This is a genomic window from Flavobacterium sp. GW823-FHT04A11 (assembly GCF_058796535.1).
In genome coordinates, this window is sequence record NZ_CM179503.1 from 2,091,296 (window position 1) to 2,114,205 (window position 22,910).

At 34.0% G+C, this 22,910-nt stretch carries 20 protein-coding genes; 8 read left to right on the top strand and 12 right to left on the bottom strand.

Annotated elements, in window-relative coordinates:
* Nucleotides 1–203: 203 nt before the first annotated feature.
* The 3 genes from AC3QL1_RS09130 to AC3QL1_RS09140 form a co-directional block, all read right to left on the bottom strand.
* Nucleotides 204–1,343: a hypothetical protein gene (locus AC3QL1_RS09130; protein WP_492496956.1), complete on the bottom strand. Its 1,140-nt coding sequence runs from the start codon at nucleotides 1,341–1,343 to the stop codon at nucleotides 204–206.
* 167 nt (nucleotides 1,344–1,510) lie between these two features.
* Complete coding sequence (locus AC3QL1_RS09135; RefSeq protein WP_492496957.1) at nucleotides 1,511–2,221, bottom strand: LytR/AlgR family response regulator transcription factor; 711 nt, start codon at nucleotides 2,219–2,221, stop codon at nucleotides 1,511–1,513.
* On the bottom strand, nucleotides 2,191–3,192 hold the full coding sequence (locus AC3QL1_RS09140; protein ID WP_492496959.1) for a sensor histidine kinase: 1,002 nt from the start codon (nucleotides 3,190–3,192) through the stop codon (nucleotides 2,191–2,193). The genes AC3QL1_RS09135 and AC3QL1_RS09140 overlap by 31 nt, the downstream gene beginning before the upstream one ends.
* A gap of 179 nt (nucleotides 3,193–3,371) precedes the next feature.
* On the opposite strand from AC3QL1_RS09140, the gene AC3QL1_RS09145 reads away from it, so the two are divergent.
* The 6 genes from AC3QL1_RS09145 to AC3QL1_RS09170 all read left to right on the top strand — a co-directional run bounded on the left by AC3QL1_RS09145 (nucleotide 3,372) and on the right by AC3QL1_RS09170 (nucleotide 8,440).
* Nucleotides 3,372–3,743 (top strand): hypothetical protein, encoded by a 372-nt coding sequence (locus AC3QL1_RS09145; protein ID WP_492496961.1) that lies wholly within the window; start codon nucleotides 3,372–3,374, stop codon nucleotides 3,741–3,743.
* Nucleotides 3,673–4,254 carry a hypothetical protein gene (locus AC3QL1_RS09150; protein ID WP_492496963.1) on the top strand — a complete coding sequence of 194 codons (582 nt, stop codon included), beginning with the start codon at nucleotides 3,673–3,675 and terminating at the stop codon, nucleotides 4,252–4,254. The genes AC3QL1_RS09145 and AC3QL1_RS09150 overlap by 71 nt, the downstream gene beginning before the upstream one ends.
* Before the next feature lie 38 nt (nucleotides 4,255–4,292).
* Nucleotides 4,293–4,505, top strand: a complete 213-nt coding sequence (locus tag AC3QL1_RS09155; protein WP_154781253.1) for a hypothetical protein — start codon at nucleotides 4,293–4,295, stop codon at nucleotides 4,503–4,505.
* A 258-nt stretch (nucleotides 4,506–4,763) separates the two neighbouring features.
* The gene (locus AC3QL1_RS09160) at nucleotides 4,764–6,293 is read left to right on the top strand and encodes a SulP family inorganic anion transporter (RefSeq protein ID WP_492496965.1); all 1,530 of its coding nucleotides are present in this window, start codon (nucleotides 4,764–4,766) and stop codon (nucleotides 6,291–6,293) included.
* Between the two features lie 308 nt (nucleotides 6,294–6,601).
* Complete coding sequence (locus AC3QL1_RS09165; RefSeq protein ID WP_492496967.1) at nucleotides 6,602–7,510, top strand: helix-turn-helix domain-containing protein; 909 nt, start codon at nucleotides 6,602–6,604, stop codon at nucleotides 7,508–7,510.
* A 90-nt stretch (nucleotides 7,511–7,600) separates the two neighbouring features.
* Nucleotides 7,601–8,440, top strand: coding sequence for an oxidoreductase (locus tag AC3QL1_RS09170; RefSeq protein WP_492496968.1), 840 nt, complete (start codon nucleotides 7,601–7,603; stop codon nucleotides 8,438–8,440).
* A gap of 252 nt (nucleotides 8,441–8,692) precedes the next feature.
* Here AC3QL1_RS09170 and AC3QL1_RS09175 read toward each other — a convergent pair whose 3' ends face one another.
* From AC3QL1_RS09175 to miaB, 9 genes are all read right to left on the bottom strand, one after another.
* Nucleotides 8,693–9,901: an alkaline phosphatase family protein gene (locus AC3QL1_RS09175; protein ID WP_492496970.1), complete on the bottom strand. Its 1,209-nt coding sequence runs from the start codon at nucleotides 9,899–9,901 to the stop codon at nucleotides 8,693–8,695.
* Nucleotides 9,902–10,173: 272 nt separating this feature from the next.
* The gene (gene groL / locus AC3QL1_RS09180; protein WP_492496971.1) at nucleotides 10,174–11,802 is read right to left on the bottom strand and encodes a chaperonin GroEL; all 1,629 of its coding nucleotides are present in this window, start codon (nucleotides 11,800–11,802) and stop codon (nucleotides 10,174–10,176) included.
* 68 nt (nucleotides 11,803–11,870) lie between these two features.
* Nucleotides 11,871–12,146, bottom strand: coding sequence for a co-chaperone GroES (locus tag AC3QL1_RS09185; protein WP_012023920.1), 276 nt, complete (start codon nucleotides 12,144–12,146; stop codon nucleotides 11,871–11,873).
* A gap of 138 nt (nucleotides 12,147–12,284) precedes the next feature.
* On the bottom strand, nucleotides 12,285–12,626 hold the full coding sequence (gene secG, locus AC3QL1_RS09190) for a preprotein translocase subunit SecG (RefSeq protein ID WP_042563867.1): 342 nt from the start codon (nucleotides 12,624–12,626) through the stop codon (nucleotides 12,285–12,287).
* Nucleotides 12,627–12,629: 3 nt separating this feature from the next.
* Complete coding sequence (locus AC3QL1_RS09195; protein ID WP_492496974.1) at nucleotides 12,630–14,492, bottom strand: tetratricopeptide repeat protein; 1,863 nt, start codon at nucleotides 14,490–14,492, stop codon at nucleotides 12,630–12,632.
* A gap of 92 nt (nucleotides 14,493–14,584) precedes the next feature.
* Nucleotides 14,585–15,091: an LptE family protein gene (locus tag AC3QL1_RS09200; protein ID WP_492496976.1), complete on the bottom strand. Its 507-nt coding sequence runs from the start codon at nucleotides 15,089–15,091 to the stop codon at nucleotides 14,585–14,587.
* A gap of 123 nt (nucleotides 15,092–15,214) precedes the next feature.
* Nucleotides 15,215–16,471 (bottom strand): sigma-54 interaction domain-containing protein, encoded by a 1,257-nt coding sequence (locus tag AC3QL1_RS09205; protein ID WP_042563870.1) that lies wholly within the window; start codon nucleotides 16,469–16,471, stop codon nucleotides 15,215–15,217.
* Between the two features lie 162 nt (nucleotides 16,472–16,633).
* A complete protein-coding gene (locus tag AC3QL1_RS09210) occupies nucleotides 16,634–17,017 on the bottom strand; it encodes a GxxExxY protein (RefSeq protein WP_492496979.1) in 384 nt (127 codons plus the stop codon).
* Nucleotides 17,018–17,063: 46 nt separating this feature from the next.
* Nucleotides 17,064–18,509, bottom strand: a complete 1,446-nt coding sequence (gene miaB / locus AC3QL1_RS09215; RefSeq protein ID WP_492496980.1) for a tRNA (N6-isopentenyl adenosine(37)-C2)-methylthiotransferase MiaB — start codon at nucleotides 18,507–18,509, stop codon at nucleotides 17,064–17,066.
* A 537-nt stretch (nucleotides 18,510–19,046) separates the two neighbouring features.
* Between miaB and topA the strand changes: the two genes are divergently transcribed.
* Both topA and AC3QL1_RS09225 read left to right on the top strand, forming a co-directional pair.
* Nucleotides 19,047–21,578 carry a type I DNA topoisomerase gene (gene topA, locus AC3QL1_RS09220; RefSeq protein WP_492496982.1) on the top strand — a complete coding sequence of 844 codons (2,532 nt, stop codon included), beginning with the start codon at nucleotides 19,047–19,049 and terminating at the stop codon, nucleotides 21,576–21,578.
* Between the two features lie 3 nt (nucleotides 21,579–21,581).
* Entirely contained in the window at nucleotides 21,582–22,733 is a 1,152-nt protein-coding gene (locus tag AC3QL1_RS09225) for a formimidoylglutamase (RefSeq protein ID WP_492496983.1), read from the top strand.
* The last annotated feature ends 177 nt before the right edge of the window (nucleotides 22,734–22,910 follow it).

Below are 22,910 nucleotides of genomic sequence, written 5' to 3' on the forward strand. Positions count from 1 at the left end.
CTTATCATAAGTCTCTTTTTTGTATTTGGTTATGTGGTAATTTAATGCTTAGATTGTAGTATTTTACTTTATGTCTTATTGTTGCGGGCACGGATTGCAAATCCGCGCTATCAGCTATAAATATTTTTAAATTTGATTAATAAAATACTACAAAGTTAACAGAATCTTATGTATTCATTATTATAAAGTGAGAATGTAATATTTTAATATCCATTTAAAGGAGCTAATATATTTGTGGATACTCTACCATCTGGTGGTAAACTAAGAATTTTTACTTCAAGATTGCTTATCAATTCACCAACTGTTTGCCATTTCTCATAATTTAAATTATATGCCTTGTTGGGAATTGAAACGAACTTAGAATCCTCTGATCTAAATGCATATGCTGCGTTTGCAGTAAATACTGAAGCAATTGCAGCATTTCCTTCAGTATTTATTTTGGTACCAGTTGTCACAGAAAATATACCACTTTCGATCACATCAAAGTTTCTTAAAATAAATATACTCAGAGAGCGATCACTTAATTTTAATTTATTAATAAGAGCCTGTTTGTTGATTACATCTAAATCGGTTATCAATTGTGAAAAACTTGTATTACTAAGAAATGGATAATAAGAAATCTCCCATTTAATCTGATTTAAATCAGAGTTAGACATCATTGCTTCTACACTTCCATATATTGGTATGGCGACTTTAAGCTGCGAAACAACAGATTTTTCTGTAACACTCGATTGTTGAATAACTGATGGCTGATCATAGGTAATATCTATATTCTTTAATGGTATTATATCAATTATTATTAGTTTGTTGCCTTCTTTTTTACCAATAATTAAACTGCCTAACTGTTGTTTTACATCTATTAATCTTGTAAATGTGGTAGAAGAATCAAATTTCAAATCTGTTCCTACTGAAATTAATCGCTGTTTATTGTCATTTACATCATATAAGACTAGTCCAGTAAGTGGAATGCTTTGATTTAAATCATCCTTATTGTCTGGAACTTGAATTGGATCAACTGTAAATTTTGTATTTGATTCAGTTGGATTATATTTAATTTTAATATTACCACCTCTATATCCTTTTGTACTAAACATCTTTGTGGTTGGTATTATTGTTTCAGTGAAAGTATTCCCTCCAGCAATAGCCTCCTTGTTTGTATTGGACTTGTCAACAATAAATGATTCATTGACTTTTAAATTTCCTTTTTTATCATAACTTTCTACATAAACTGACATGTCTGTTTTTATGTAATTTTTCATTGTCAAATTTGCTTTTACTTGAGCAAAGAGATAAAATGGAGTACTTAATAAAATTGAAATACTAAGTATTTTTAATTTTTTCATAATTGGTTGTTTTTGGTTAATAAATATTTTAACATATTCAAAACAATATTACCAATAATCTCAAAAATACCACCAAGTATTTATACGGTATTTTATTACAAAGCACAAAAATAAAAAAGCTCAACTGTCTAAAGTTGAGCTTTTTGTATATTTATGGTTAATGAACTTTACCTAAAGAAACTATCCAGTAAAATCTGGTATTTTCGACCTATGGGAATAATTTCATTATTGCACATCGTTAAAGATTTGAAGGTAACAGAAGTAATTTTAGCAGCGTTTACGATAAAAGAACGATGTACCTGGACAAAGTTATTACTGTCAATTTCTGAGGCAATACTCGAAAGTGAGCCATACACAATTAAAGGTAAATTGAGTTTGGCGCTGTAAAGTTTCATGTAGTTGCCAAGACTTTCTATGTAGATAATATCCGCTAGTGGAATGTTCATCATTTGGCCGTTTACACGAATCGAAAGTACTTTTTCGTTAGTGCTATCTTCTTTTTTTAAGCTGTTTCCAGAGGAATAGATTTTTGCTTTTTCGATAGCTTTAGAGAATTTTTCGAATGAAATAGGTTTGAGTAAATAATCGATAACATCGTTTTGATACGCCGACAGCGCAAAATCAGAATAAGCGGTGGTCACAATCGTTAAAGGCCTTTTGGGTTGTAATTCCATTAACTCAACACCCGAAATTACGGGCATATTAATGTCCAGAAAAATAATATCGTAAGTGTTTTCGTTGAGCATTTTTATGGCTTCCATTCCGTTAAAAGCGCTTCCAGAATGTTCCAGATCGTCAAATTTTGAGATATGTGATGCAAGTGCCTTGTGTGCCGGCGATTCATCATCTATGATAAGACAGCGGTAGGTAAGTGCCATATATTTAATTTTACGATAAAAATATTCTTTTCTTTTTTACAGTTCAATTCGTGTTTTAAACCATGAACTTCAAGACGTCTTTTTAGGTTTTCAATACCAATTCCGGTTCCTGAAATTCGGGAGCCGGATTCCAGATAACTATTTTTAATGGTAAAAGACAACGCGTTGCATTTTACCTTTAGATCCAAATTAATAAAAGGCTCAGACGTTTCTGCCGAAAATTTAACCGCATTTTCTACCAGAGGCAAAAAGAACAAAGGCGGAATATCAATGGAATCAAAATTACCATCAAATTTTTGGGTTATAGCCAGTCTTTCATTTCTAAAAGTATAATATTCCATATATTTTTTAATAAAAGCAATTTCTTCTTCTAATAAAACATAATCCTTTTTGGTCGCTTCAATTTGATAGCGAAGCATGTCTGAAAGATTTAAAATTCTGTCCGGAACTTTATCCGGTTCTGACAAAGCTTCTCCGTATAAATTATTCATCGCATTCAGCAAAAAATGCGGATTAAGCTGTTGTTTCAAAAACGAAAGTTCCGATTTAAAATTCATGATGTCTTTATCGGCATCCATGATTTTTTTAGTAATTACCACATGAATGAAATAGAAAAACATTCCGTTGATAATAAGTGATAATATTTGAAGTGTTTTGAAATTTCCTAAACCAACGAGAGGAAAAAACCAATTCATGAAAAAGTAAAAACAAGTCCAGTAAATGGCAAAAAGGATAAAGAAAATTTTAGCCTTTTTTTTGAATAAGAAAGGTTTGATGATGAAAAGATTGAAAATTGTAATCCATACAATACACGGAAAATAACCAACAGCTATTTTGCTTATCATGTACGACCAACTGTGGCCATCTAATCTTAATTCGTCATACACACAGGCTAAAATCACCAAAAATATGAAAGTGTGTACGATGAGGTTTCTAAGAAAAAAGTTCTGATAAATTTTAAGAATCTTCATAACGGCAAAATTAGGGTAATATTATAGTTTTTACCTCTTTACGTTATAAAAATTATACGAACGCCGTTGGTATAAATGTTACGCCATTAGTATAATTATACTATTATAAAAGAAGCTTGTCATTTACATTTGCTCCGGGTTTAAATCATTCCAAAAATCAACAATACCACATTTACTTTATGAGAAAAAGAATCATCTCAGTTCTATTTGTATGTACGTCTTTGCACACAATGGCTCAGGAAAAAAATGCTCCGATGCAAACCGTGGTAAAAGCAATTACAGATAAATTTCCCACGACGAGAATTTTAGATGTGCAATACGAGCAATTAGGACCAACAAATTATGATTCGGAATTGTTTGGGAATCGTTTTGAAAGAGGCAGAATTGAAAATCACAACAGATTAAAAGTGGCGTTTAATATGCCATTTTATGTATCAGAATCGAAGCGTCTTATTTTAACCGGTTCGCTGCGTTATAAATATGAAACATACGGATTTGGAGATATTTACAATTATAATTCGGATACCAATTATACAAGAGAAAAAGAATGAAGATGGCGTACAGCGTATAAAAGGATTTGTTACGGCAAATTTGGTTTTGAAACGAACAGAAAATACGACAATAACAGCAGGTGCTTTGGTCATGCTCGATCCGTCAGCTATAATTCCGCTTACGCCGTTATTTACTTATAATCATAAGTTTAAGGATTCAAAATGGGATGTTGACTTCATTTTACCTCAAAGATTATTGTTTAGAAGAGAATTACTGGAAAATGGAAGAATTTCCTTAGGAACTGAATTAAACTCTGAAAGTTTTTACTTAAATTTAAACACCTCAAATTTAAAAGGAATTTATGAGTTGAATCAGTTGGAGCTAAAATCCGGAATTACTTACGAATACTGCATTACGCCAAAAGTAATCAGTTTTATAAAAGCCGGAGTTAATAACGTATTGAGTACCCGAATTACCGAAAAGGGCGAAAGAACCAATAAATATGTTTATGACCATAGTGAAGACACGCAGGGATATTTTAGATTCGGAATATCATACAATCCTTTTTAATCGAAATTCATGATTTATTATAATTTAAACAAATAATTATGGTAGTTGAGGTTTTTAAAACAAATGTTCAGAAAGAGGCAGACAAAAATTATGTTATTGCCGTGATACAAAGTCAGTTTCCTGATTATAAAATCAATTTTGATTTAGAAGACTGCGATAAAATTTTAAGGGTTGAAGGCGCAGAACTTGAACCTAAAAACATTATAGATTATGTAAATTGTCTGGGTTATGTTTGTGTGGCATTAGAGTAATTAAACTTGATTTTAGTATAAAAAAGGGTAAAAATACCCGTTATTTTATACTTCGTTTTCAATAATTTTGACGGAATAATTTCTTCAAAATAATTTTAATTTTTCACTTATGTTGAGTTTTATTCTTTCGCTTATAACGTTGCTTCTGGAACAGTTTTAAATAAAAAGTGTCCTGTATATTTTCCTTATTTTTTCCTCTTTTTTTAAGGGAAAAGGTTTCTTGGCTTTATGCGCATTATTTTTTTAAATTTGCGACTTATGAAAAAAGCTTTTTCTCTCTTTGACTTTTCACAAAAAGTCAATTACAAAAACGAAATTTTAGCCGGTTTAACTGTCGCAATGACTATGATTCCTGAATCATTATCGTTTGCAATTTTGGCCGGATTTCCTCCTTTGGTTGGTTTATATGCCGCTTTTATCGCAGGTTTGGTTACGGCAATTTTTGGCGGAAGACCCGGAATGATTTCAGGCGGAGCGGGAGCAACGGTGATTGTTTTGATTGCATTGATGAAATCACACGGCATAGAATATGTTTTTGCAGCCGTCGCACTGGGAGGCGTAGTACAAATTTGCATCGGACTTTTTAAACTCGGAAAATTTATCAGACTTGTTCCGCAGCCTGTAATGTTTGGTTTTGTAAACGGACTTGCAGTGGTCATTTTTATGTCACAATTAGAACAATTCAAAACCATTGTAAACGGTCAGGTCTCCTGGCTTCAGGGAACACCGCTTTATATTATGCTGGGTTTGGTAGCGCTAACAATTGGTATTGTATTGCTTTTTCCTAAAATTACAAAAGCAGTTCCGGCTTCTTTAGTCGCGATTATGTTGGTTTTTGCCTTGGTCATTATTTTTAACATCGAAACCAAAACTGTTGAAGATATTGCCTCAGTTCAAGGCGGATTTCCTCCGTTTCATATTCCGAATATTCCAATTTCTTTTGAAACTTTAAAAGTGATATTCCCTTATTCTTTAATTGTGGCCGCCGTTGGTTTAACCGAAGGATTATTGACGTTAAATCTGGTAGATGAAATTACCGGAACCCGCGGAAACAGCAACAGAGAATGTATCGCTCAGGGCGGATCAAATATTCTGAACGGTTTCTTTTTCGGAATGGGAGGCTGTCCGATGATCGCACAGACTTTAGTAAATCTTGGTGCAGGTTCAAGGGCCCGACTTTCAGGAATAATTGCTGCATTGACGATTTTATTAATCATACTTTTTGGAGCGCCTGTAATTGGAAAATTACCAATGGCAGCTTTGGTTGGTGTTATGATGATGGTGGCCATTACAACATTTGAATGGGCAAGTTTTAAGGTCATTAATAAAATGCCGAGACACGATATTTTTGTTGGAATTCTTGTTGCTGTAATTACGATTGTATTGCATAATCTGGCTTTGGCGGTTCTAGTTGGCGTCATTATTTCGGCTTTGGTGTTTGCTTGGGAAAGTGCCAAAAGAATCAGTGCAAAACATTTTATTGATGAAGCAGGAGTGAAGCATTATCAAATTTTCGGGCCCTTATTTTTTGGCTCAATCGCCGCTTTTATGGAAAAATTTGATGTTCAAAATGATCCTTCCCATGTCATTATAGATTTTAAAGAAAGCCGTATTGCAGACATGTCGGCAATTGAAGCGGTAAATAATTTGACTAAAAAATACAATCAGTTAAACAAAGTAATAGAACTGAAATATTTAAGCGAAGATTGCAGGATTTTGCTAAAAAATGCAGATGCCGTTATTAATGTAAATGTGATTGAAGATCCTAAGTATAAGGTGGTGAGCTAATGTGTCAATGTGCCAATTTGAAAATTAGATAATTGAAAAATAAGAAGCGGACAGCATTACGTCTTCGTCTAGTCAACCCGACAGGTTTTTAAAACCTGTCGGGTTTGTTGCATTTACAAGACCTCTATAGTAATCTAACTTGCAATTCTATGTTTAGTTTGTCAGGCTGAGCGAAGTCGAAGCTCACGTGCAAATTGGAGCGCCCTTCGACTCCGCTCAGGGTGACAATTGATTGATACTATAATTATCAAATTATCAAATTGACACATTTTCTAATTTAAATAATTTGATTTTTATAACTTTGTAAAATGAAACTAACAGAAACCTTAGAAGATTTTTATACCATCAAAGTAAACGGAATGCCCGAGAATCTTAAAAAAGAAATCGGACATTTTAATGTTTTTAAATTGGATGATTTCGTTGGAAGTATTTGCAAGCCATTTCCTTACACTCGAAAAGACTTTTATAAAATCAGTTTAATCATTGGAAAAAATAAAGTGCATTATGCTGATAAGATCGCCGAGATTGAAGATCAGGCTTTGTTTTTTGCCAATCCGCAAATTCCGTATAATTGGGAACAGATTGATGAAAACCAAACTGGGTTTTTCTGCATTTTTACAGATGCTTTTTTCAGTCAATATGGAAATTTAAAAGAATATCCATTATTTCAACCCGGAGGAAATCCTATTGTTCCAATTTCAAAAGAACTGGCTGAATCTTTAAAATCAGTTTATTTAAGAATGTTTGACGAAATCAATTCAGATTACGCTTTTAAATATGACGTACTTCGAAATTTGGTTTTCGAAATTATTCATCTTGCACTCAAAACACAAACCGTAACTACTTCATTATATAGTAAATCGAATGCAACGATTCGAGTTTCATCTTTGTTTTTAGAATTATTAGAAAGACAATTTCCAATTGAATCGATCTCACAGCAAATTAATTTTCGCTCGCCTTCAGAATATGCAAGCCAGTTAAATGTGCATGTAAATCATCTGAATAAAGCATTAAAAGAAACAACCGGAAAAACAACTTCTCAAATTATATCCGAAAGAATTGTGCAGGAAGCTATGATTTTACTCAAACAAACCAATTGGAATATTAATGAAATTGCCTGGTGTTTGGGCTTCGAAGAATTGTCTCATTTTATCAATTTCTTTAAGAAAAATGTTCAGCTTTCGCCAAAAAACTATCGCGTAACGGAAATTGTTTGATTTTCGTAACTTCTCATTTGATTGGTTTAAGTTTTTACAAGCACTTCGACAATACCTTTGTCTTGTAATTAAACGTAAAAATTTAAAATCATGGAAAATAACAAAGTTTGGTTTATCACAGGTGCTTCAAAAGGACTTGGATTAGAATTAGCAAAAAAATTATTGGCAGAAGGTTATAAAGTAGCAGCAACTTCAAGAAGCGAAAGCGCTTTGATTAAGGAATTAGGAAATGCTTCTAACAATTTTCTTCCTCTTGAAATGGATTTGGTGAATGAGAAAAGCGTGAAAAATGCAATCGAATTAGCGGTAAGCCATTTTAAAACAATTGATGTTTTAGTAAACAATGCAGGTTATGGTTTATTAGGAACATTAGAAGAATTAACGGATGCAGAAGCCAGAAAAAATTACGAAGTAAATGTTTTCGGGTTATTGAATGTAATCAGAAATACAATGCCTTATATGCGTGCTGCACAATCAGGACATATTTTTAATATTTCTTCTGTTGGAGGTTATTATGGAGAATTTCCGGGTTGGGGAATTTACTGCTCAACAAAATTTGCTGTTGCGGGTTTAACAGAATCTTTGGCTGCTGAAATAAAACCATTTGGACTTCATGCAACTATTGTTTACCCGGGTTATTTTAGAACCGATTTCTTAAAAGACAGTTCATTATTATTGCCTGAAAACCCAATTGCAGAATATAAAAACGTAAGAGAATCTGAAAGCGCTCACAAAGATGATATCAACGGAAATCAGCCGGGAGATCCGGTAAAATTAGCTGAAGCTTTAATAAAAGTAAGTCACGATCAAAATCCACCTTTACATTTATTTTTGGGACAAGATGCCTACGATATGGCAAACCAAAAAATAGCAAGTGTTCAGGGTGAATTGGAGGGATGGAAATCAGTTTCTGTTTCTACAGGGTTTTAATTGGGAAATTAGATAATGTGGCAATTAGAAAATTAGATAATTACTTACTGTATCTTGAAAACCGTATTGTAAATTGCCTCCAGCTTAGCTGGAGGTCTTTAATTGAAGACACAAAAGGCTTTAGCCGAACTATAAAGTTTGGCTAAAGCCTTTTTATAATCTAATTTATTCCTCCAGCTAAAGCTGGAGGCAATTCAGTTTTTGGAAAATTATCCAAGTTAAAATTATCTAATTATCCAATTGGCATATTCTCTAATTATTCTCTTTCAGCATATTCTTAACATCACTAAACTTCCCATCAACATTCTCAATTTGCAAACCTAAAATATGTGCAATTAAAGGATAAACCGATACATTTTGGAATGTTTTTACTTCTTTGTCTACTTTAAAAGCGGGACCTTTTGCATAAAAAATAGCATGCATATCTTTTTCTTTATTGTCATACCCGTGGGTTCCGCCTTTTATGTTTTGCGTTTTATTGTTGACTAAACTATATCCTTTTTCAGCTTCAATAACAAAATCATGAACTCTTGGATTGGTTCCGTAATGTAATCTTTTAGGAACTTCGCCTGATTTCCAGAATTTAACATGGGGTACTTTTTTCAACGCTTTTGCAATAGAATCCTGATAGCCCGGTTTTGCCTGAAGACTCATAATGGGATTAATTACATCTTTATAACCCAGCCATTCCTGTTTTAAATAATCTAAAACAGCTATTTTTTTATCATTGCTGATGTCCGTCATTCCGTGATCTGAAACAATAATCAAATTGATTTGTTTTCCAATGGCTAACTGATCTAATTTACGGGATAATTCTCCCATAATAGAATCCATTTTGATGACCATTTTTTTATTTTCCGGCGAAAGCGGACCAAAATTATGTCCGGTATGATCAGGCTCATCAAAATACAAAGTCACTAAATGCGGACGTTGTTTTTCCGGAAGCTGTAGCCATTTCATCACAGTATCAATTCTGGCTTCATACGGAATTTTACCATCATAATTTTTATAAATACCAGGTCTTTTTTGATCCGTATCAGATCCCGGCCAAAAGAAAGAAGCTGCTTTTACACCTTGTTGCTCGGCTACATTCCAAATGGGATTTCCTCCATAAAAACGAGAATCATTTTTTGCATTGGTTGATAAAGCGAAAGATTCATTTAAAGTTTTATCATAAAAAACGTTATTGATAATTCCGTGATGATCCGGATAAAGTCCGGTTACAATCGAATAGTGATTCGGAAAAGTTTTACTCGGATAAGAAGGTTTCATCGACTTTGCGTGAACGCCTTCTTTGGCAATTTGCTTTAAATTTGGAAGATTAAATTGTTTTTGATAATCCCAACGAAATCCATCCATGGAGACTAAAACGACATAAGCGTCTTTATTGGTTTGGGAATGTGAAAGAGTGGTAAGAAGTAAGAATGTAAAAGATAAAAGGTGAGTGGTAAATTTTCTCATTTTGCAATTTTAATAGAGGAGCAAAGATAGAGATAAGAGATTTTTTAAAGAAAAAGAGAATGTTAAATAAAAAAATAGCCACGAATTCACGAATTAATTATTCAATTCTTTGTGATTAACTTTTTTACCGCAGATTACACAGATTAAAACCTTTTAATTTGTGTAATCTGTGGCTAAAAATATTCGTAAAGATCTGATAATTAATTCGTGAATTCGTGGCAAAAAAAACGCCAGATTCTTATCTGGCGTTTTAAGTTTAAGAAAAGGATGAATTACATCATTCCTGGCATACCGCCACCCATTGGCATTCCGCCAGCGTTTTCTTCTTTAATATCAATTAATGCACATTCTGTAGTAAGAATCATTCCCGAAACAGATGCAGCGTTTTCTAATGCCACACGAGTAACTTTTTTAGGATCGATAATTCCAGCTGTAAGCATGTCTACATATTCGTCAGTTTTTGCATTGTATCCAAAATCACCCGAACCTTCAGAAACTTTTGCTACTACTACAGAGCCTTCAAGACCTGCATTTTCAACAATAGTTCTTAATGGAGATTCAACAGCGCGAGATACAATCTGAATTCCTGTTGCTTCGTCAGCGTTGTCAGCTTTTAGATCAGCTAAAGCAGCTTTTGCTCTTAATAAAGCAACACCACCACCGGCAACAATTCCTTCTTCAACAGCAGCACGAGTTGCGTGTAAAGCATCGTCAACTCTGTCTTTTTTCTCTTTCATTTCAACTTCAGAAGCAGCACCAACATAAAGAACCGCAACACCACCAGCTAATTTAGCCAAACGCTCCTGCAATTTTTCTTTATCATAATCAGATGTTGTAGTTTCCATCTGACCTTTAATTTGGTTTACTCTGTTTTTGATGATATCAGCTTCACCAGCACCACTTACAATTGTAGTGTTGTCTTTATCGATAGAAACTCTTTTTGCAGTTCCTAACATTTCGATAGTTGTATTTTCAAGTGTATAACCTCTTTCTTCAGAAATTACAGTTCCACCAGTTAAAATTGCAATATCTTCAAGCATTGCTTTTCTTCTGTCTCCAAAACCTGGAGCTTTTACAGCAGCAATTTTAAGAGCACCTCTTAATTTATTTACTACAAGAGTAGAAAGAGCTTCTCCGTCAACATCTTCAGCAATAATTAATAATGGTTTTCCTGATTGAGCAACCGGCTCTAAAACTGGCAATAATTCTTTTAAAGAAGAAACTTTTTTATCGTATAATAAGATGTATGGAGAGTCAAGCTCAACTTCCATTTTCTCAGGATTTGTTACGAAATAAGGAGAAAGATATCCTCTGTCAAACTGCATACCTTCAACAACATCCACAAAAGTGTCAGTTCCTTTAGCTTCTTCAACAGTAATAACACCTTCTTTTCCAACTTTCGCAAAAGCAGTAGCGATTAACTCACCAATTACCTCGTCATTGTTTGCAGAGATAGAAGCAATTTGTTTGATTTTATCAGAATCACTTCCAACCACTTTAGCTTGTTTTGCAAGGTCAGCAACGATAGCTTCAACAGCTTTATCGATACCACGTTTCAAATCCATTGGATTTGCACCTGCAGCAACGTTTTTCAAACCTTCTTTTACGATTGCTTGAGCCAAAACTGTAGCAGTTGTAGTTCCGTCACCCGCTAAATCATTAGTTTTAGAAGCTACTTCCTTAACCATTTGCGCGCCCATGTTTTCTAATGGGTCTTTTAATTCGATTTCTTTTGCAACAGAAACACCATCTTTAGTAACAGTTGGTCCACCAAATGATTTTCCAATAATTACGTTACGACCTTTCGGTCCAAGAGTTACTTTTACAGCATTTGCTAATGCATCAACACCACGTTTTAATCCGTCACGTGCTTCAATATCAAATTTTATATCTTTTGCCATTTTAATTTTTTGTTTAAAGTTTGAGTTGTTTCAGGTTTCCCCGATACTTATTCTTGAGACTTATGTTTTTAGATAATTGCAAGGATATCATCCTCACGCATAATCAAATAATCAGTTCCTTCAAGTTTTAATTCTGTTCCGGCATATTTACCATAAAGAACAGTGTCGCCAACTTTTACGGTCATAGTGTGATCTTTAGATCCATTTCCTACTGCAACTACAGTTCCTTTTTGTGGTTTCTCTTTGGCAGTATCTGGAATAAAAATCCCTGAGGCAGTTTTGGTTTCAGCTGCAACAGGCTCGATAAGTACGCGGTCTGAAAGCGGTTTAATGTTTAAGGCCATGATTTTATATTATTATGTTATACGTTTTTTAATGTTCAATAAACTTTCAGAAATTATGCCATGGTCTAAAAACTGACATTATTTCTTAAAAAAAATGCCAGCTTTGACAGGCTGGCATTTCATATTATATCAAAATGATTATTTTGCTGCAGGTGCTGCCGGAGCAGGTGTTTGCTGTACCGGAGCTGCTGGTGTATTTGTTGCAGGAGCTTCTGTTTTTTCAATAAGTTTAGAATCAGTATCGCTTAAAGATCCTGTAAAGCTTAAACTCGAAAGTAAGATTAAAGCAATCAAAATAGTAGCCAATGTCCAAGTACTTTTGTCTAAAAAGTCTGTTGTTTTTTGTACTCCACCTAACATTTGAGTTCCGCTAATTGTAGACGATAATCCGCCTCCTTTAGGGTTTTGAACCATGATTACTACGATCAATAGAAAACAAACTATTGTGATTAAAACTAAAAAAATTGAAAATGTGCTCATTGCTTAATTATTATTGTTATTTTGTTGTAAAATCTTAATATCCGAAATACGGTCTGCAAAGAAACTAATTTTTTCTGGATATTTCAAAATTAATATTTCATATGCTTGTATTGCTTTTGTATATTTTTTTTGTTCCAGATAAACACGGGCCAAAGTCTCTGTCATCAAATATGAATTATCGTCCTGATTAATGTCAAACTGTACAGGCGGAAGCGTTATCGGTGTTGGTTTTATCGGCGGAATTTTAGGATTCGTTTCTATAAATTTATCGATTAGCTGTGCCTTCTTCTTTTTCTCGTCTTCAATTACTTCAAAAGGAACAACCTTTTCTAAAATAATTTCCGGAGTTTTTTCTACTTCTTTTACAATTTTATCTTCTGCTTTTACGTCTGTTGAAATTTCATTCGATCTGTCAATAGGTTCCGGTCTTGCCAGTTGAAGCCATTCCTGAAAAGAATGTTTTTCGCTTACAGAAAAATCCAAAGGCTTTCCGATCTCCAGATTTTCTTTAGCAATTTTCACAGTTTCCTGAGATGGAGTTTCTGGTTCTTCAATTGCTTGAGGTACTTCTGGAATTAAAGTTATAGCTTCGATAAACTCACTTTCTATCACTTCTACTTCTTCCTCTTCTACTTCTTCCTCTTCTACTTCTTCGGAAACAATTGCATTATCTTCTTTAGCTTCTATAAATATAGGTTCTTCAAGAATAAAAGAAATTAACTCTTTCGGATTTTCTTCAATAACTTTTGGCTGTTCAAAAACAGTTGTATCAGTTTCAAGAGGTTTATCTTCAGTAGTTTTTACTTCTTCAAACACTAAAGTTGCTACTTCTTTAGGTAAATCTTCTATGTATTTTGGTTCTTCTATTATCGCCAAAGATTCTTTGTCTGAAGGTTTTGATTCTTCAAAAACAACAGTGGTAGCTTCTTTAATAGAATTGTATATTGATTCTTCAATTGGATCAATTCGTATTTCGTTGAACTTTTTAGGCTCTTCAGAAACAGGCGTAGTTTCTTCAATAGAAGCCAAAACAGGTTTCTCTATAATAGGATGAATAGTTTCTTCTTCAATTTCTTCGTCATCGACTACTTCTTCAAAAAAAGTATGTCTTGTTTCTTTAACAGGAATTACGGTTGTTTCTTCCTTAATAGTATCGATTGTTTCTTCTGTTTTTATTTCTTCAAGAATAATAGGTAAAGTTTCTTCAGACAAAGCTGCCGGAGCTTCTTCAATATTATCTTCTTGTTTTTCTTCTGTTGTTATTACATCTTCAAAAACTACTGGTTTAGTTTCTTCAACTGAAGTTTCCGGTGATTCTTCAATATTAGTAGCCTGAGTATTTTCTTCTGGCTGTACTACTTCTTCAAAAATAGATTTCGTTTCTTCAACCGGAATTGAAGCGGTTTCTTCTATAATAGGTTCGCTGATTTTTTCTTCTGTTTTTACCGCTTCTTCAACTATATTTGAAGTTGCTTGTTTTATAGAAGTTAATATTGATTGCTCGATTGGATCAATTCGTACTTCGAAACTTTTTTTGATTTCGTCAGGCGAAACAACTTCGCTGTCAAAAACGTTGATGTTTAAAAGATCTCGAAGTTTTTTATCATAAAAATCATTCTGAATCGAGGTAAAAGTTTCCGAAGTAATAAAATCAAATAACACAGAACGATCTGCAGTATGAGCGGCTGTAACTTTTAAAGCATAATTATACTTAAAACTATTTTGGTTGTAAAGTCCTTTTAATCGCAATGCACGGGCACTTTGAAAATACGGAAATTCAATCAAAACATTGCCTAATGCCTCCGCTTGCTGTTCTGTAATGGCATCGGGTTTGTTTATTAGGTATGTATAATCAGTTACATTCATTTTTATTCTTTAGTTTAATCGTTTATTTTTTTAATTGTTTAATCGTTTGCAAAACCGATTCAACGATTAACCGATTTAACAAACCAACATTTTTACCATTTTGCCAATGACTCATTGAAGATGTCCTGAGTAATCCTGTCGTAAATCTCTTTGATGGCAGCATTTAAAGAAGATCCCACAAGTTGCTGTGTTCCAGGATAATCTTTGTAGAATTCGAATGATTTTTCAAAATCGTCTGTTTCTTTCTTTTTGTTTGTAAATCGAACATTTACACGAATTGTCAAACGGTTTTGTGCCGCTTGCTGATCTGCAGTTGCAGTCATTGGTGTTGTTCTGTAATCTATAATTTCTCCTTCATAAATCAAATCTCCTCCTGAACTTACTAAGTTTAAGTTGGTTTGATTTTGAATTAAATCCTGCAAAGCCAATGTAAAATCCCTGTCGATTCCCGGTTCAATCAAATCAGCATTATTCTGAAAAAAGTTTACCTGAAACGTTTTTGCATCAATTTTTCCTGCTTGTCCTGTAAAGTTGTAATATCCGCAGCCGCTTAACATAAATAAGCTCATTAATGCGAAAAAAGAATATATTTTTTTCATAAGATGTTTAGTGGAAATTCCAATATTTAAATTCCAATTTTTTTCAAATATACTAATTTGGACCCGAGCGTTAGCGAACAGGCGAAGCAATTTGGATTTTATTTTTGGAATTTTATTTTATTTTTATAAGTCGAATTGTTTAATTTTTCGGTATAATGTTCTTTCAGAAATACCTAATTCATCAGCAGCAGCTTTTCGTTTTCCCTTGTTTTTTTCTAATGATTTTTTGATCATTTCGATTTCTTTTTGTTCTAAACGTAAAATCTCTTCTTCCTCAATTGTTTCGGCAAATAAATAATTATCATCCTGAATCTGATAATTGTCTTCGCGCGTTGCAGGTGTCATAACCGCTGTTCTTGGTTCTTCTTCGAAATCAATTTCGCTGTCATTTTCCTGTGAACCGTATATCTTCTGAATTAAATTTGGATTGATATCCTGCACTTTTGATGTGCCGTTTTTCATCAATTCCAAAGTCAGTTTTTTCAAATCATTCAAATCGCTTTTCATATCAAAAAGCACTTTGTATAAAATGTCTCTTTCGGTACTAAAGTCACTTTCTTTTTTCTTATCGTTGATTACAGATGGTAAGTTGCTTCCTTCAGTAGGCAAATACGATTGCAAAGTTGCCAAAGTAATATCGCGATTTGTCTCTAAAACCGAAATCTGTTCCGCTACATTTCGCAATTGACGAATGTTTCCGTTCCATCTGAATTTTTGCAAAAGCTGAACGGCATCGTCGTCTAATTTTAACGGCGGCATTTTATATTTATGCGCAAAATCGGCCACAAATTTTCTGAATAACAAGTGAATGTCTTCGTTTCTTTCACGCAATGGCGGTAAAGTAATTTCGACTGTAGTCAAACGATAATACAAATCCTCACGGAATTTTCCTTTTTCAATGGCATTGAATAAGTTCACGTTCGTAGCTGCAACGATTCTGACATTCGTTTTTTGAACCTGTGATGAACCGACTTTTATAAATTCGCCATTTTCAAGTACACGAAGCAAACGAACCTGAGTCGTTAGAGGCAATTCTCCAACTTCATCCAGGAAAATAGTTCCGCCGTCAGCTACTTCAAAATAACCTTCACGTGTACTTGTTGCTCCTGTAAAAGCGCCTTTTTCGTGTCCAAAAAGTTCACTGTCAATAGTTCCTTCCGGAATGGCTCCGCAGTTTACAGCAATATATTTTCCATGTTTTCTGTGTGAAAGCGAATGAATTATTCTTGGAATGTTTTCTTTACCAACACCACTTTCCCCAGTTACCATTACCGAAATATCAGTAGGAGCAACCTGAATGGCTTTTTCGATGGCGCGATTTAATTTCGGGTCATTCCCGATAATCTCAAATCGTTGTTTTATTGCTTGAACTGTTTCCATGTATGTCTTGTTTCAAGTTTTTATTTGTTTCAGGTTTCAAGTTACGGAATGTATGCGAGTCTTAAAACCACAAATAATAGTTTTTTCTTTTTGCCAAAGATTAAAATGATTAGCATGAATTTTAAATCAACCACAAATTACACAAATTAGCGCAAATTTATTTTATGAATTTATTAATCGTTTATGTATTAATGATTTGTTTTGAAAGTTTGCAATTATTCCAACGGGAGTATCTGCTAGTTTCATATAATTTAATGTCTGTGCAAGATGATCATTACAAATTTCTTTTACAGATTTTACTTCTAATATTATGTCATCATAAACTATGAAATCGGCATAAAATTTATGAGGTAAAATAACTCCTTTGTATTCAATTGCAAATTCCTTTTCCCGTTGATAAGGAATTCTATGATTTTTAAATTCAATTTCTAATGCATCTTTATATACAATTTCAAGTAAACCAGGACCCAATAATCGATGCACTTCCATACATATCCCTACTATTTGATAGTTTTCATCTTTCTTATAATAATATTCGGTAGTCATGAAGAATTAATTTGTGAAAATTTGTGAAATTTGCGGTTAAAAAAAATTAATTCATTTCACTCAATCCCACCGCTTCACCTTTCAAAGTTCCACTAGTACAGCTTGTGATTTTTACGTTTACGAAATCCCCAATTTTATAATTTTCTTTTGGGAAAACTACTGTAATACTTTGCGAGTTTCTTCCTGAGAATTCTTCAGTTGATTTTTTAGAAACTTTTTCAACTAAAACTTCAACAATTTGACCTACGAATTCCTCGCTTCTAAACCAGGCATGTTTTTGTTGTAAATCGACAATTTCCTGCAATCTTCTGGCTTTAGTTTCTTCAGGAACATCATCTTCCATTTTTCTTCCGGCCAAAGTTCCCGGACGTTCAGAATACGAATACATATAACCGAAATTATATTTCACATATTCCATCAAACTCATCGTATCCTGGTGATCTTGTTCTGTTTCTGTTGGGAAACCGGCAATCATATCCTGCGAAATCGAAGCATTCGGAATAATAGCTCTGATTTTATCAATCAGCGTCATATATTCTTCACGCGTATGCAAACGATTCATTTCTTTTAAAATTCTGTTACTTCCGGATTGAACCGGTAAGTGAATGTGTTTACAGATATTTGGATGTTTCGCAATAACGTGCAATACGCTTTCGTGCATATCCTGCGGATTAGAAGTCGAAAATCTGATTCTCATTTTTGGGAAACCAACAGCAACCATTTCAAGCAATTGATCAAAATCAACTGCAGTGGCTTTTTGCATTTCTGAGGCATTTTCAAAATCTTTTTTCAAACCGCCCCCATACCAAAGGTAGCTATCAACGTTTTGACCTAAAAGAGTAATTTCCTTAAAGCCTTTATCCCATAAATCCTGAATTTCAGACATAATACTTTGAGGTTCACGGCTACGCTCACGTCCACGCGTAAAAGGTACCACGCAAAACGTACACATATTGTCGCAACCACGAGTGATCGAAACCAGCGCTGTGATTCCGTTGCTCATCAAACGAACCGGCGAAATATCTCCGTATGTTTCCTCTTTCGATAAAATTACATTAATCGCGTCACGGCCTTCTTCCACTTCTGCCAGTAAATTAGGCAAATCTTTGTAAGCATCAGGACCCACAACAAGGTCGACAATTTTTTCTTCCTCCAAAAACTGACTTTTCAAACGCTCGGCCATACAGCCCAAAACGCCTACTTTCATTTTCGGGTTAATACGTTTGACGGCATTATATTTTTCGAGACGTTTACGAATAGTCTGTTCCGCCTTATCTCGAATCGAGCAGGTATTTACCAGAACTAAATCGGCTTCTTCAAGGGTTTGTGTAGTGTTATATCCATTTCCGGATAAAATGGAAGCTACGATTTCACTGTCCGAAAAATTCATCGCACAACCGTAACTTTCTATAAAAAGTTTTTTTGTATTCTCAGGTTTATTCTCCAAAACAAGACTTTCGCCCTGCTTGCTTTCTTCAATAATCTTTTCCATTGTATAATTTCAAAGTGCAAAGATAACGCAAAAGGTATAATTATGACAAGATGGCAGAGAAAAGATTTTTAGATTTTAGTCCCGAGACTTCGGGATTGATTTTAGATTTAATAATAACAATGTAAATAACCATCAAATAAAAATAATCTGTTGACAAAGAGGTTAATTTAAAAGCAACAATCTAAATTTAGAATATTTTTTGTAGCTATTTCCAGCTTTCCGTTTCAAGTCCTCATAAAAAAAAGCAAAGTTTCCAATGTTCAAAAAAGAGCTTCCGTTGGTCGCTTTTTTAGACCAGGAAACTTTTGCTTTTTTTATTCCGGGCTTTCCTCTTCAATCTGGGCTAGGAAGATTAGTGTTAAAAAAAGAAGCTTTCCAAACCTTATATATTTAAAAAGTTATACCTATATATATTATGCATTAGTTTACAGATAAATCTGCAATTTTTGGAAACATAATATCAAAATACCTCAAAAATGCATTATCAAGGTTGATATTTAAAAAAAACTTCTACTTTTGTTCCAGAAAAATAGATCAATGGCAAAGAATTTAGTAATAGTGGAATCACCTGCAAAGGCGAAAACGATAGAGAAATTTCTAGGGAGTGATTTTCAGGTCGAGTCTAGTTATGGGCACATAGCCGACTTACCGTCAAAGGAAATAGGAGTGGATGTTGAGAATGGATTTAAACCTAAATATGAAGTTTCTCCTGATAAAAAAGCCTTAGTAAGTAAATTAAAGACACTATCTAAAAATGCCGAAATGGTTTGGCTGGCAAGCGATGAGGACCGCGAGGGAGAAGCTATTTCATGGCACTTGGCGGAAGAATTAAAACTAGATACTAAAAAAACCAAAAGAATTGTTTTTCACGAGATTACCAAAACTGCGATTCTTAAAGCAATCGAGAATCCAAGAGAAATTGATTATAACTTAGTAAATGCACAACAGGCACGACGTGTTCTAGATCGTTTGGTAGGTTATGAATTGTCTCCGGTTTTATGGAGAAAAATTAAAGGCGGACTTTCAGCAGGACGTGTACAATCAGTTTCTGTACGTTTGATTGTAGAAAGAGAACGCGAAATCCAGAATTTTAATGCAGTTGCGAGTTATTCTGTAGTGGCAGAATTTGTGAATGAAGCCGGAAAAGCTTTCAAAGCCAAATTGCCAAAAAATTTCAATACAAAAAAAGAAGCCGAAGATTTCTTAAAACAAAACATCGGATCACAATATAAGGTAGCAGATTTAGAAACAAAACCTACCAAAAAATCGCCAACAGCGCCATTTACAACTTCTACATTGCAACAAGAAGCAGCGAGAAAGTTATACTTGCCGGTTGGAATCACCATGCAGCTTGCACAGCGTTTGTACGAAGCCGGACTTATTACTTATATGAGAACCGATAGTGTGAATCTTTCTAAAGATGCAATGGATGCAGCAGAAGCTGAAATCATAAAATCATACGGAAAAGAGTTTTCGAAACCAAGAACTTTTGCCAATAAAAGCAAAGGGGCACAGGAAGCGCACGAAGCAATTCGTCCGACAGATATGTCGCGCCATACCGTAAATATTGATCGTGATCAGGCTCGTTTATATGATTTGATCTGGAAAAGAACATTGGCATCTCAAATGAGCGATGCACAACTTGAAAGAACAAACGTAAAAATTGAAGCAAATAATCACGAGGAGCTTTTTACCGCATCTGGAGAAGTGTTGCTTTTTGAAGGTTTCCTTAAAGTGTATCTTGAAGGACATGATGATGATGAGGAAGAACAAGAAGGAATGCTGCCTGCATTAAAAGTAAACGAAAAATTAGCGAATAACTATATTACAGCTACAGAACGATATTCAAGACCTCCGGCTCGTTATACAGAAGCTTCGTTGGTGAAAAAATTAGAAGAATTAGGAATTGGACGTCCGTCTACATATGCGCCAACTATTTCGACTATCATCAACAGAAATTATGTTGAAAAAGGAACACTTGAAGGTCAGGAACGTAATTATACACAGCTTACTTTGCAAGCCAGTAAAGTAGGAGAGAAGCTGCTAAAAGAAAACACAGGTTCTGATAAAGGAAAATTAGTGCCAACCGATATCGGAACAATTGTTACTGATTTCTTAGTAAAAAACTTCGGAAATATTCTGGATTATAATTTTACGGCAAAAGTAGAACAGGATTTTGACGAAATTGCTGAAGGAAATATTGACTGGGCAACCATGATGCAAGAATTCTACAATAAATTCCACCCAAATGTAAAAGAAGTTGAAGCCAATGCAGAACGCGAAAGCGGAGAAAGAATTTTGGGTAAAGATGCAGATGGAAGACAAGTATCTGTTCGTTTAGGAAAATTTGGACCGATGGCTCAAATTGGAGAAGCGGACGATGAAGATAAAAAGTTTGCGAGCTTAATGTCTGATCAGAACATTGGAAATATTACACTAGAAGAAGCTTTAAATTTATTTTTGCTTCCCAAAAGCTTAGGAGAGTATAAAGGAGAAGAAGTGGAAGTAAGTAATGGCCGTTACGGTCCTTATGTGCGTCACGGAAGTGTTTTTATTTCTTTGCCAAGAGGAGAAGATCCGCTTGGAGTTTCTAAAGAAAGAGCTCAGGAATTAATTGACGAAAAAGCTCTTGCAGATGCGCCAATCGCAGTTTACAAAGGAGAATCGGTTCAAAAAGGTGTGGGGCGTTTTGGTCCTTTCATTAAATGGAACGGTCTTTTTGTAAACGTAAGTAAAAAATACAATTTTGATAATTTATCACAACAAGACGTTGAAGAACTGATTGAAGATAAATTGCAGAAAAATATAGATAAAGTTCTTCACAATTGGGAAGATGAAGGAATTTTGGTTGAGAAAGCGCGTTGGGGACGCTCGGTGATTACAAAAGGCAAAATCAAAATTGAATTGAGTAAAGATGTTGATGCAACAAAATTAACATTGGCTCAGGTTCAGGAAATGATTGCTGCAAAAACACCAGCGAAGAAAACGCCGGCAAAGAAAGCGCCGGCAAAAAAAGCAACAACCGCAAAGAAAGCCCCAGCTAAAAAAACAGCTGCTAAAAAGAAATAAAAAATGGAATTTGATTTTCTAGAACCAGTTAACGAAGGAATTTTAAAATTCATTAGTTCGTTGTCTTCACAAGAATTGGGTAGCAAAATTGTATTACATACTCAGGATCAGTTTCCGGATATTAGCAAAATCACTATTGCTATTGTTGGAGTTTTAGAAGATCGTAGAAATATTGATATTGTTAATGAAGTAAACCTGACGGCTATTCGTAAAAAGCTTTACAGTATGTTTCCGGGCAACTGGGATGCATCAATTGCTGACTTAGGAGATATTCTGGCAGGAGATTCAGTTGAGGACACTTATTTTGCATTAAAGAAGGTAACTTCGGCATTAATAAAGAATAAAGTGATTCCTATAGTCCTGGGAGGTTCGCAGGATTTGACCTATGCTTTGTATCGTGCTTATGATGATTTAGAGCAAATGGTTAACATGGTCGCTGTAGATAACAGATTTGATTTTGGTAAAGAAAATGAGACGGTTTCGGCCAATTCTTACCTTACAAAAATCATAATAGATGAGCCAAATAATCTTTTTAATTATTGTAATATCGGGTATCAGACCTATTACAATTCTCAGGAAGAAATTGATTTAATTGAAAAATTGTTCTTTGATGCCTATCGTTTAGGTGAAATTTCGAATAATATAGCTTTGGCAGAGCCTGTTTTTAGAGATGCTGATTTAGTGAGTATCGATTTAAATTCAGTAAAATCTTCTGATTCGGGTAATAATGTGAATTTTGAACCTAACGGTTTTAATGGGAAAGAGATTTGTTCCTTAGCGAGATACGCGGGAATTAGCGATAAAGTTTCATCTTTTGGAATCTTTAATCACAATAATACCGTATATGAGTCAGCGATGATTTCGCAAATAATCTGGTATTTTATAGAAGGGTTTCATTACCGTTCTAAAGAGTATCCTTTTGGAAGCAGAACCAATTATTTAAAATATATAGTGCCGCTGGAAGATGAAGAATTAATTTTTTATAAAAGTGACAAAACAGATCGTTGGTGGATTGAAATTCCATTCGAATCAAATGGTCACAATAAATTGAAAAGAAATACGTTATTACCCTGTTCTTACGACGAATATTTGTGCGCTTGTAACCAAGAATTGCCAGAAAGATGGTGGAAAGCACAAAGAAAAAACGCTTTGTAGACGAGAATTTTAACTAAAATCTTAAATTTGCAAAAAATATAAAAAATTGTTAAATAAAATTAGTAAGATAAGATTTATAAAATACAAAATTTAACGTTTTACGTCGATTTTTTGAGTTAGTTTATCGACAAAATATTTTTTTTTTATTTTATTTAACATTATTTTTGAACGGTGAAA

What these genes read in the sequence shown, in the direction of transcription:
- AC3QL1_RS09130 (WP_492496956.1), bottom strand. Translation starts at nt 1,343, where the DNA reads ATGAAAAAATTAAAAATACTTAGTATTTCAATTTTATTAAGTACTCCA.
- AC3QL1_RS09135 (WP_492496957.1), bottom strand. Translation starts at nt 2,221, where the DNA reads ATGGCACTTACCTACCGCTGTCTTATCATAGATGATGAATCGCCGGCA.
- AC3QL1_RS09140 (WP_492496959.1), bottom strand. Translation starts at nt 3,192, where the DNA reads ATGAAGATTCTTAAAATTTATCAGAACTTTTTTCTTAGAAACCTCATC.
- AC3QL1_RS09145 (WP_492496961.1), top strand. Translation starts at nt 3,372, where the DNA reads ATGAGAAAAAGAATCATCTCAGTTCTATTTGTATGTACGTCTTTGCAC.
- AC3QL1_RS09150 (WP_492496963.1), top strand. Translation starts at nt 3,673, where the DNA reads ATGAAACATACGGATTTGGAGATATTTACAATTATAATTCGGATACCA.
- AC3QL1_RS09155 (WP_154781253.1), top strand. Translation starts at nt 4,293, where the DNA reads ATGGTAGTTGAGGTTTTTAAAACAAATGTTCAGAAAGAGGCAGACAAA.
- AC3QL1_RS09160 (WP_492496965.1), top strand. Translation starts at nt 4,764, where the DNA reads ATGAAAAAAGCTTTTTCTCTCTTTGACTTTTCACAAAAAGTCAATTAC.
- AC3QL1_RS09165 (WP_492496967.1), top strand. Translation starts at nt 6,602, where the DNA reads ATGAAACTAACAGAAACCTTAGAAGATTTTTATACCATCAAAGTAAAC.
- AC3QL1_RS09170 (WP_492496968.1), top strand. Translation starts at nt 7,601, where the DNA reads ATGGAAAATAACAAAGTTTGGTTTATCACAGGTGCTTCAAAAGGACTT.
- AC3QL1_RS09175 (WP_492496970.1), bottom strand. Translation starts at nt 9,901, where the DNA reads ATGAGAAAATTTACCACTCACCTTTTATCTTTTACATTCTTACTTCTT.
- groL (WP_492496971.1), bottom strand. Translation starts at nt 11,802, where the DNA reads ATGGCAAAAGATATAAAATTTGATATTGAAGCACGTGACGGATTAAAA.
- AC3QL1_RS09185 (WP_012023920.1), bottom strand. Translation starts at nt 12,146, where the DNA reads ATGGCCTTAAACATTAAACCGCTTTCAGACCGCGTACTTATCGAGCCT.
- secG (WP_042563867.1), bottom strand. Translation starts at nt 12,626, where the DNA reads ATGAGCACATTTTCAATTTTTTTAGTTTTAATCACAATAGTTTGTTTT.
- AC3QL1_RS09195 (WP_492496974.1), bottom strand. Translation starts at nt 14,492, where the DNA reads ATGAATGTAACTGATTATACATACCTAATAAACAAACCCGATGCCATT.
- AC3QL1_RS09200 (WP_492496976.1), bottom strand. Translation starts at nt 15,091, where the DNA reads ATGAAAAAAATATATTCTTTTTTCGCATTAATGAGCTTATTTATGTTA.
- AC3QL1_RS09205 (WP_042563870.1), bottom strand. Translation starts at nt 16,471, where the DNA reads ATGGAAACAGTTCAAGCAATAAAACAACGATTTGAGATTATCGGGAAT.
- AC3QL1_RS09210 (WP_492496979.1), bottom strand. Translation starts at nt 17,017, where the DNA reads ATGACTACCGAATATTATTATAAGAAAGATGAAAACTATCAAATAGTA.
- miaB (WP_492496980.1), bottom strand. Translation starts at nt 18,509, where the DNA reads ATGGAAAAGATTATTGAAGAAAGCAAGCAGGGCGAAAGTCTTGTTTTG.
- topA (WP_492496982.1), top strand. Translation starts at nt 19,047, where the DNA reads ATGGCAAAGAATTTAGTAATAGTGGAATCACCTGCAAAGGCGAAAACG.
- AC3QL1_RS09225 (WP_492496983.1), top strand. Translation starts at nt 21,582, where the DNA reads ATGGAATTTGATTTTCTAGAACCAGTTAACGAAGGAATTTTAAAATTC.